The sequence below is a fragment of the Nocardia sp. NPDC060220 genome (assembly GCF_042727815.1).
In the GTDB taxonomy this organism is placed as follows: Bacteria; Actinomycetota; Actinomycetes; order Mycobacteriales; family Mycobacteriaceae; genus Nocardia.
This window is the reverse complement of sequence record NZ_JBHWZY010000191.1, coordinates 1-9,592: the sequence shown is the minus strand read 5'-3', so window position 1 is coordinate 9,592 and position 9,592 is coordinate 1. Positions and strand designations below refer to the sequence as shown.

Here is a 9,592-nt window from a genome sequence, read left to right as displayed (position 1 = left end):
GGAAAACACAGTGCGAGCGCCTAGTTGGGGCGGCCGACCTCGTAGGTGCCGTCTTCCTTGGTGATCTTGACGGTGACCTTCTTCGCCTCGCCACTGACCTTCAGGTCACAGGTGAAGGTCGCGTCGACCTCCACCGCCTGGCCGGAGGGGCAGCTGACATCGGAGACGTCGGCGATGCCGTAGGAGTCCTTCAGCACGCGCGAGACACCGTCCTGCACGGCCGCGTTGTCGAGTTCGTCCGAGGAGAACACGACCAGGATCAGACCGATCACGGCGGCGACCACGAGCACACCCGCGGCGATGAGCCCGATGATCAGGCCCTTGCTCTTGCCACCGGAGGACGGCTGCTGGCCCCACTGCTGTTGCGGGGCGGGCTGCTGGCCCCACTGCTGCTGCGGCGCGGGCTGACCCCACTGCTGCGGCGCGTTGGCGGCCTGGTTGTTCCAGTCCTGCGGCGGCGGCTGGGTCTGGCCCCACTGCTGCTGCGGCCCGGTCGGCTGCTGCGGCTGCTGGCCCCACGGCTGCTGCGGCTGCTGGGGCTGTTGTCCCCACGGCTGCTGTGGCTGCTGCGCGTTCGGGTCTTTCCACTGCTGGGTGGGCTGGGCGCCCTGTTGTGGCGGCTGCTGCGCGCCACCCCAGTGCTGGGTGGGACCGGCGCCACCGGCCCCCTGCTGACCCCCCCAGTGCTGGGTGGGATCGTTGTTCCCCTCCCCGGGGTTGTTCGGTCCGTAAGGGCCGCTCATCCACTCGCCTCCACTCGCATCATTAGTCCATACGGTAGCCCCCCGCGCCGGGCCTGCCGCATTCGCACGACATCCGCCTCACGGTCGGTACGCGAAGAAATCAAATCACAGACGTGCCGACTACGCGGCGTCCACCGCGACGACACCCCGCCGTACCGCACGCACCGCCTTGGCGGCGGTGGACGCGATCTCGGGGTCGTCGGCGGTGTTGTGGATCTGATCGAGCAGGTCGATCACCTGCCTGCACCACCGCACGAAATCGCCCGCCGACATCGTCGTACCGTGGTCGCCGCTGGCCAGCAACGCCTCGGCCAACGCATCACCGCGCGCCCACTTGTAGACCCCGGTGACGAACCCCAGATCGGGTTCGCGGGTGGGCGGAAGTTTGTGTCGCACCTCGTCGGAGCGCAGATCCGACCACACTTCGATAGTGGCCGCGACCGCACGGCGGATCGGATCGGTCGGTCCCGCCGGCATCAGCAGGCCGGTTTCCTGGCGCGATTCGTAGACCAGTGTCGACACCACCGCCGCGAGTTCGGCCGGGCCGAGTCCGCGCCACAGACCCTGGCGCAGGGCCTCGGCGACCACGAGATCGCTCTCGGCATAGATTCGGGCCAGGCGCCTGCCGTCGGCGGTCACCTCACCGTGGGCGACGAAGCCGCGTTCCTCGAGCAGCCCGACGATCCGATCGAACGTGCGCGCCAGCGAATTCGTGGTGGCGGCAACTTTCTGGCGCATCGTCTCGGTCTCGCGGGCGAGCCGCGAATACCGCTCGCCGGTGCGGCTCAGCTGCTCCCGATCGGGACGATTGTGCGCGGGATGGGACCGCAGACTGCGCCGCAGCGTCGAGAGCTGACGATCTTCGCCGCCGCGAACACGATCGTTGCGCTTGCCACGGCGCGGAGCCGAGATTCCGGTGCCGCGCAATGCCGAGGCCAGGTCTCGGCGGATGCGCGCGGTCCGATGATCGACCCGGCGCGGCAGATCCATGCGCCCGAGCGCTTCGGCGGGCTCCGGGAAATCGGCCGCGGACACCCGGCCTGCCCAGTGGTCCTCGGTCAATACCAGTGGACGCGGATCGCCGGGCGTCTGGTCGGGTTCGAGGATCACCGCGAGCCCGGAACGCTTGCCCACGGGAATGGACACCACGTCGCCGCGACGCAACCCGATCAGCGCTTTCACCGCGGCACCGCGCCGGTCTGCCCGCCCCTGCTGCTGGATATCGCGCTCGCGCTGCTTGATCCGGTCACGCAGCGACAGATACTCCATGAAATCGCCGTCGACGCCGCCGAGCTGACTCTCCAGCTTGCGCAGCGCGCCCTCGTTGCGTTCGATCCCACGGACGAGCCCCACGACCGACCGGTCGGCCTGGAACTGGGCGAACGACCGTTCGAGCAGCGTTCGGGCTTCCTGGGCACCCATCCGGTCGATCAGGTTGATCGACATGTTGTAGCCGGGCCGGAACGAGCTGCGCAGCGGATAGGTGCGGGTGGAGGCGAGGCCTGCCACCGCACTGGTGTCGACCTCGGGCTGCCACAGCACCACCGCGTGGCCCTCGACGTCGATACCGCGCCTCCCCGCACGACCAGTGAGCTGGGTGTACTCGCCGGGGGTGAGCTCGGCATGGGTTTCGCCGTTGAACTTCACCAGCCGCTCGAGCACCACCGTGCGGGCGGGCATGTTGATGCCCAGTGCCAAGGTCTCGGTGGCGAACACCGCGCGCACCAGACCCTTGACGAACAGCTCCTCGACGGTGTGCCGGAACGCGGGCAGCATACCGGCGTGGTGGGCGGCCAGGCCGCGCTGCAGCGCCTCGCGCCACTCCCAGTAGCCGAGGACCTCCAGATCGCCCTTGGGCAGGTCACCGGTGTGCTTCTCGATGATCTCGTCGATCTGCGCGGCCTCGCCGGGACGGCTCAGATCGAGGCGGGCGCGCAGGCACTGGGCCAGCGCGCCGTCGCAGCCCGCGCGGCTGAAGATGAACGTGATCGCGGGCAGCAGGTTTTCCTCGTCGAGCCGCGCCAGGACATCCGGTCGCGGCAGCGGCCGGAAGTTGCCGCCTCGCCCGCCACGCCCACGCGGACCGCCGTACCCGTGCATCCGGTCGGCGCTCTCACGCTGGCGGATGAACCGCACGAGGTCTTCGTCGACTACGACCTTGCGGTCGCTGGACTTGGTGTCGAACAGGTCGAACATCCGCCGGCCGACCATCACGTGCTGCCACAGCGGCACCGGCCTGGTCTCGTCGACCACCACCGCGGTGTCGCCGCGCACGGTTTCCATCCAGGCGCCGAACTCCTCGGCGTTGGACACCGTCGCCGACAGGCTCACCAGTCGCACATCCGGCGGCAGGTGCAGGATCACTTCCTCCCACACCGCGCCCCGGAACCGGTCGGCCAGGTAGTGCACCTCGTCCATCACCACGTAGGACAGACCGTGCAGCGAGTCCGAGGAGGCGTAGAGCATGTTGCGCAACACCTCGGTGGTCATCACGACCACCGGCGCGCCGGGGTTGATCGACTGGTCACCGGTGAGCAGGCCGACACTGTCGCGGCCGTGGCGGGCGGTGAGATCGGCGAACTTCTGATTCGACAGCGCCTTGATCGGCGTGGTGTAGAAGCACTTTCCGCCCGAGGCCAGCGCCATGTGCACGGCGAACTCACCGACGATCGTCTTGCCCGCTCCGGTCGGGGCGCACACGAGCACGCTGTGCCCGTCTTCCAGCGCCGCGCACGCGGTGCTCTGGAAGGGGTCCAGATCGAACGAGATTTCACCGGCGAATTTCGCCAGTTCGCTGGGCAGCCCCGGAGTGTCGGTCACCCCTCAGAGCGTATCGGAGTAGTCCGACACCGGGCGCGCGGTTTTCTCCGGCTCGCTCACCGGATCGGCGGACGCCACCGGCTCGGGGGTCTCGAGCGGAGAGGCCTGTTCGTCGTCGAGCGTGCCCCAGCCCTCCTTCTCTTCCCGGCGGGCCTTGCGCGCGTCACTGAACCGCGCGAACTGCACGGCGAACTCGAACAGCACGGTCAGCGCGATCGCCAGCGCCAGCATCGAGAACGGGTCCTGCGGTGTGACGATCGCGGCGAAGACGAACAGACCGAAGATCATCCCGCGCCGCCACGCCTTGAGCTTGGTGTAGGGCAGCACGCCGACCAGGTTCAGCCCGATGATGATCAGCGGCGTCTCGAAACTGACGCCGAAGATGATCAGCAACTGGATGATGAAACCGAAGTACTGATTACCGCTGAGCGCGGTGATCTGGACGTTGTCGCCGATGGTCATCAGGAACGACAACGCGTGCGAGACCACCACGTAGGCGAGCACGGCACCCGTCACGAACAGCACCGAACCGGTCACCACGAACCCGACCGCGAGCTTGCGTTCCTTCGCGTACAGCCCCGGGGTGATGAACGCCCACAGCTGGTACAGCCAGAACGGGGTCGCGATCACCACACCGGCGGTGAACCCGACCTTCAACCGGAGCATGAACTGGTCGAAGGGGCCCGTGGCGAGCAGCCGGCAGGCGCCGTCGGGGGTCAGGCTGGCCCGCGCCGATTCGGGCAGCGCACAGTAGGGGCCGCGCAGGATCTCGCCCAGGCTCTCCATCCCGAAGAGGGTGTGCGCGTACCAGAAGAAGCCGATCAGGGTGGTCACCGCGATCGCGGCCAGTGCCAGCAGCAGCCGGGTGCGCAGTTCCTGCAGGTGCTCGACCAACGACATGGTGCCGTCGGGATTCGTCCTGCGCTTGGTGCGCCGGGGATCGAACGGGATGCGCATGGTGGGTGGTGGCCTCTAACCCTCGGTTCGGCGGATGCTCGGCGGCAACTTCTGACGAGACAGCACTTCGCCCCGGAGCGATGACTACCGCTCCGGGGTGATGGCCGAGGTCAGAGGGTTTTGTGGCCCTGCTGCGGTTCGACGATCGGGGTCTGTGCCTGCGGCGCCGACGCGGACAGCTGCTGCTGCGGCGCGGGGGTGGCCGGGGTGGCCGCCGGTGCGTCGGATGCCGACGACTCCGCCTGCATCTGCCCGACCTCGCTCTTGAAGATCCGCAGCGAGCGGCCGAGACCGCGTGCCGCGTCGGGAAGCCGCTTCGCGCCGAAGAGCAGAACGAACAGCAACGCGATGATCAGCAGGTGCGTCCAGCTGAACGTGCCCATTATCAGATACCTCCAAAGACTGTGGTGATTACCGATGCTACCTGGGTTCGGACCGTGGTGGACGCCGAGCCGCAGCGGTGTTCGCCACGCGTTCAACCCGCGACAGCGGCCGCCGCCCCGGTCAGCTCGGCGAACAACCGGCTTCCGGTGAACCGGGCGGTGTCGCCGGACTCAGCGATCCTGATCAGCTCCGTCAACCGCCGGTTGACCGGCGTCGGGTGCCCGACCATGTCGCCGAGGCGCACGATTTCCCCGCACAACCACGCGATTTCGGTCCGTCGACCGAGCGCGAGGTCATCGGCCATCGACGAGCGGGCGAGCGGATCGATGGCGAGCACACGCCCGAACACCCGGCGGAAGACCGCGTCGGGAACGCGCAGCAAATGCACCATCAACTCGGGTGGAACGGGGGTGAGCTGCGCGGGCCGAATTCGCGCAGTGTTCATCACGGCGAGGGCTTCGGACTGGGTCAGCGCGAGGCAGCGGCGGTAGTCACGCTCGGCGAGTTCCTCACGCAGCGGCTTGCCCGACAGCGCGTTGATCGGGTTGTTCAGATTGAGCAGCAATTTCGCCCATTGCACCGGACGCAGATCGCGGTGGCGGCGCAGCGGCAGTCCGGCCGCCCGGAAACGGTCGGCGAAGCGGTCGACGACCGGGTCGTCCTGGATCGCGAGGTCGCCGTCGCTGGCGCGGTGGAAACACCCGCGACCGCTGTGCACCACATTGAACATCACCATCCCGGCCAGGGCGATGCTGGTCGGCAGAATCTCTCTGATCACGCTGGCGTTGCCGATGCCGTTCTGCAGGCTCACGACCGGCGTGCCGGGGCGTAATCGGCCCGCGACGGCACGGACCGCGGCGGCGGTGTCGGCCGATTTCACCGTCACCAGGACCAGGTCGGCCAACTCGGGTTCGTCGGGCTCGAGCGCGAGGCCGAACCGGTCGGGCGTCACCTCGGTCGAACCGCCGTCCAGATCGGTGAGGCGCAGGCCGTGTTCGGCGATGTCGTCGAGGATCCGCTGACGGCCGACGAAGATCACTTCCATGCCCGCGGCGGCCAGGTGACCGCCGATGAAAACCCCGACGCTGCCCGCGCCGAGGACCAGTACTCGCTGACTCACGCGGGTTCGGTCTCCCCCACCAGTCCGGCGGCCGCGTAGGCGGCCAGGGCGGCGTCGGCGCGCAGGCGCACCGCCGCCACCAGTTCGGGTGGCCCGAGCACGGTGACGCCGGTGCCGAAGCCGAGCAGCAGCCGAGCCATCCAGTCCGGTGAGGCGAAGCGCATGCCCGCCTCGATGCTGCCGTCGGCGCGCGATTCGATGCGGTGCATGGGGTACTGGTCGAGCACCCAGGCGTAGTCGGCGCGGATCCGGAGCCGGGCCAGCGGCACGTCGGGGTCGTCCTGGAACAGGTCGAGTGCCGCGGCGTCGTTGGCGGCGTGGCTCGGCGCACGGGCGGGTTCGTCGAGTTCGGTGGCGTCCTCGATCCGATCGAACCGAAACAGGCGAACGCCTTCGGCCTGCCTGCACCAGGCCTGCAGGTAGCTGTTGTTGTCGACCAGCACCACGCGAATCGGGTCGACGATACGTTCGGACACCTCGTCGCGGCTGGCGGAGTAGTAGACCAGGCGCAGGGCCCGCGCGTCGGCGAGCGCGGCGCGCACGGTCGCGACCACCGGCTTCTCGACGGGGACATCGACCGGTTTGCCGGTGACGACGGCGTCGGTGCTGGCGATCGCCGATTCGATCTTGGCGATGGCGGCGTGTGCGGCGGTCGGATCGACCATGCCCGGCATCTCCACGATCGAGCGCAGCGCCACCAGCAGCGCGGTGGCCTCGGTGGAGGTCAGCCGTAGCGGCCGTTCGATCCCGGCCGAGAAGGTGACCTCGATGCTCTCCTCGGAGAACGACAGGTCGATCAGATCGCCGGGACCGTAGCCCGGCAATCCGCACATCCACAGCTGATTGAGGTCGCTCATCAGCTGTTTGGTGGTGACACCCAGTTCGGCGGCGGCCTCGGCCGCGCTGATACCCGGGTGCGCGAGCAGGTAGGGCACCATGTTCAGCAGGCGCGAAAGGCGTAGGGACAGACGCGAACTCACGACGTGACCTCCGTGTGGTCGAGTACCGACCGTAGCCGGTTCATCACGTCGGCGCGCAGTTCCGGTGGTTCCAGAACGAGAACATCGGGACCGAGGCCGGTGATCAGCCGGGCCACCCAGTCGCGGGATCGGACCGGCACCGCGAGCACCGAGCCGGGACGTCCGCCCAGGTCACGGGTGTCGACTTCGGTGCCGATGCGGCGCAATTCGCGACCGCGACCCTTGGCGACCCACACGGTGGCCGACCCGGTGACGGGAGCGTCGCCGGTGACCCGGTCGACGATCGCGCGCAGATCGGTGTGCGCGGGCTTGTGGACCGCGTCGACCGGACCGTACGGCCGCACCTGTCCACCGATCCGCGAGAGCCGGAACGTGCGAACGGCGTCACGTTCGCGGTCGTGGCCGACCAGATACCAGCGCCCGTGCCGGGTCACCACCCCCCACGGTTCGACATCGCGGGTCACGAACGGATCGGTGACGGCGCTGTGGTGGCCGAATCGCACCGCCTGCCCCGCGTCGATCGCCGCGAGGAGTTCCCGCAACACCGGCTCCGATCCTCGGGTGCGGGCGGGCACCGCGGGCACCGACACCCCGACGTTGTCGGTCTCGACGGTGACCCCGGCCGCACGCAGCTTCAGCAGCGCGCCCTCGGCCGCGCCCGCCAATTCCGGTGAGGCCCACATCTGCACCGCGACGGCGACCGCCGCGGCTTCCTCGCTGGTCAGGTCGATATCGGGCAGCTCGTAGGCGTCCCGGTTGATCCGGTATCCCTCGAGTGTCGAGAACCGTCCTACCGGACCGACTTCCAACGGGATGCCCAGATCGCGCAATTCGTTCTTGTCGCGCTCGAACATCCGGCTGAACGCCTCGTCGGTCGCGGAGTCCTCGTAACCGGCCACGCTGGCGCGAATACGTTCCGCGCTCAGGAACTGCCTGGTCGACAGCAGCGCGATGACCAGATTCATCAGCCGCTCGACCTTGGATATCGCCACTCGATAGAGGGTAATGGTCGCGCCCGCTCCCCCGCGCGTCGGCGCACACTTGGGCCACGGTCCCGCGACCATGGAACCCACCCGCCGAAAGGATCACAATGCTCGTCGCCTTCTCCGTTGCGCCCAGCGGTTCCGCCCACCACGACGGCTCGGTCGGCGAAGCGGTCGCCGCGGCCGTCCGGGTGGTCCGCGCTTCCGGCCTGCCGAACCGCACCGACGCGATGTTCACCACCCTCGAGGGCGAATGGGACGAGGTGATGGCAGTGATCAAAGCCGCCACCGACGCCATCCTGGTCACCGCACCCCGCTGCAGCCTGGTCCTCAAGGCCGATATCCGACCCGGGGTCACCGACGCGCTGCACAGCAAGGTCGACACGGTCGAGCGCTATCTCGCCGACGGGTAGCCAAACGCCCACGGGTGCGAGAATGCGAGGGTGAACCTCCGTCCGGCATGCCGTGCCGCGGGCATCGGCGTGGTGTCGATCAGCGAGCACGTCGGCCCCGCTCGGGCACATCGGGCCGTCCCCACCTTGTCGGCTCGACTCGTTGTCGGTCTCGGGGCTCCGCTCGAGGTCGACTACGGCGGACAGACCTTGCGCACGCAGGCTGTCGTGGCCGGCTTGATGCGGCCGGGGCTCGCGACGCCGGTCACCACCCTGCTGCCGCGGCAGCCGACGGCTTATGTCGAGTTGTCGGCGTCGGCCCTGCGCCGCCTGATCGGCATGCCGCTCAGTGAAGTGGACGCGGGCGGTGTGATCGCCGACGCCGTACTGCCGTGGGTGCGTTCGATGTGCGAGGAGTTGGCGGAGCACCCGGCCGCTCGACGCGAGGCTGTTCTGCGCATTCGGCTGCTCGACCAGCTGAACCGGGCCGGGTACGACACCACCGCCGACCACGCCCTGCGCGCGCTGGATCTGATCAGAGCCGGTGGTGGAACGGCGTCGGTCGACGATCTCGCCGACCACGTACACCTGAGCGCCCGGCGTCTGCGCGAGGTGATGCGACGCTCGCTGGGGGTCACCCCGAAATTCGCCTCCCGCGTGGCCCGTCTCGAGTGCGCGGTTCACCGCGCAGGCACGGGCGCAACGTCCTGGGCCCAGGTGGCGGCCGAGTCGGGCTACCACGATCAGAGCCACCTCGTGCGCGAGTTCCGCGACCTCATGAACACCACGCCGACCGACTGGCTCGCGGAAGAGGGCCGAAATCTACAAGGCAGGCAAAGCCCGGTTCCACGACCATGGGAAACATGAACAGCCAACTGGTCCCGAAGCTGCTGGTCTCCGACGCGGACGCCGCGATCACCTTCTACACCCAGGTGCTCGGAGCCGAGGTGAGTCTGCGCGTCGCCGAGGACGCGGTGGTGCACCACGCCGAACTCACGCTCGGCTCCGTCGTGTTCGCGCTGGCACACAGTGCCGAGGAGTGGGGGTGGGCCGACCCGGAATCGGTGGGTGGCTCGCCGGTACTGCTCGTGCTCACTGTCGCCGATCCCGACGCGACAGCGCAGCGGATGGCCCAGCACGGAGCCGAGGTCGTGATCCCCGTCGACAACCGTCCCTACGGCAAGCGACAGGGCAGGGTGAAGGACCCCTTCTG

Annotated in this window: 10 protein-coding genes; 3 read left to right on the top strand and 7 right to left on the bottom strand. The window is 68.8% G+C overall.

Annotation, left to right across the window (positions count from 1 at the left end):
- Positions 1-20: 20 nt before the first annotated feature.
- The 7 genes from ACFWF3_RS12635 to ACFWF3_RS12605 form a co-directional block, all read right to left on the bottom strand.
- Positions 21-743, bottom strand: coding sequence for a DUF4333 domain-containing protein (locus ACFWF3_RS12635; RefSeq protein ID WP_379313795.1), 723 nt, complete (start codon positions 741-743; stop codon positions 21-23).
- Between the two features lie 120 nt (positions 744-863).
- Entirely contained in the window at positions 864-3,563 is a 2,700-nt protein-coding gene (locus ACFWF3_RS12630; RefSeq protein ID WP_379313793.1) for a DEAD/DEAH box helicase, read from the bottom strand.
- Between the two features lie 3 nt (positions 3,564-3,566).
- The gene (gene tatC / locus ACFWF3_RS12625; protein WP_378627485.1) at positions 3,567-4,520 is read right to left on the bottom strand and encodes a twin-arginine translocase subunit TatC; all 954 of its coding nucleotides are present in this window, start codon (positions 4,518-4,520) and stop codon (positions 3,567-3,569) included.
- 110 nt (positions 4,521-4,630) lie between these two features.
- Positions 4,631-4,903 (bottom strand): Sec-independent protein translocase subunit TatA, encoded by a 273-nt coding sequence (tatA, locus tag ACFWF3_RS12620; protein WP_378627484.1) that lies wholly within the window; start codon positions 4,901-4,903, stop codon positions 4,631-4,633.
- Between the two features lie 92 nt (positions 4,904-4,995).
- Entirely contained in the window at positions 4,996-6,024 is a 1,029-nt protein-coding gene (locus tag ACFWF3_RS12615) for a 2-dehydropantoate 2-reductase (protein WP_378988045.1), read from the bottom strand.
- The gene (locus ACFWF3_RS12610) at positions 6,021-7,004 is read right to left on the bottom strand and encodes a helix-turn-helix transcriptional regulator (protein ID WP_378988048.1); all 984 of its coding nucleotides are present in this window, start codon (positions 7,002-7,004) and stop codon (positions 6,021-6,023) included. Before ACFWF3_RS12610 ends, ACFWF3_RS12615 begins: the two co-directional genes overlap by 4 nt.
- Positions 7,001-7,996, bottom strand: a complete 996-nt coding sequence (locus ACFWF3_RS12605; protein WP_379313792.1) for a helix-turn-helix transcriptional regulator — start codon at positions 7,994-7,996, stop codon at positions 7,001-7,003. Before ACFWF3_RS12605 ends, ACFWF3_RS12610 begins: the two co-directional genes overlap by 4 nt.
- A gap of 98 nt (positions 7,997-8,094) precedes the next feature.
- On the opposite strand from ACFWF3_RS12605, the gene ACFWF3_RS12600 reads away from it, so the two are divergent.
- From ACFWF3_RS12600 to ACFWF3_RS12590, 3 genes are all read left to right on the top strand, one after another.
- Complete coding sequence (locus ACFWF3_RS12600) at positions 8,095-8,400, top strand: MTH1187 family thiamine-binding protein (RefSeq protein ID WP_378627478.1); 306 nt, start codon at positions 8,095-8,097, stop codon at positions 8,398-8,400.
- A 30-nt stretch (positions 8,401-8,430) separates the two neighbouring features.
- A complete protein-coding gene (locus ACFWF3_RS12595) occupies positions 8,431-9,246 on the top strand; it encodes a helix-turn-helix domain-containing protein (protein ID WP_379313791.1) in 816 nt (271 codons plus the stop codon).
- On the top strand, positions 9,243-9,592 hold a 350-nt coding region (locus ACFWF3_RS12590; RefSeq protein WP_379313789.1), incomplete at its 3' end, for a VOC family protein. The genes ACFWF3_RS12595 and ACFWF3_RS12590, both read left to right, overlap by 4 nt.

Bases quoted from the DNA above. Each gene is read 5' to 3' on its own strand.
- tatC (WP_378627485.1), bottom strand. From the start codon at position 4,520: ATGCGCATCCCGTTCGATCCCCGGCGCACCAAGCGCAGGACGAATCCC.
- ACFWF3_RS12635 (WP_379313795.1), bottom strand. From the start codon at position 743: ATGAGCGGCCCTTACGGACCGAACAACCCCGGGGAGGGGAACAACGAT.
- tatA (WP_378627484.1), bottom strand. From the start codon at position 4,903: ATGGGCACGTTCAGCTGGACGCACCTGCTGATCATCGCGTTGCTGTTC.
- ACFWF3_RS12600 (WP_378627478.1), top strand. From the start codon at position 8,095: ATGCTCGTCGCCTTCTCCGTTGCGCCCAGCGGTTCCGCCCACCACGAC.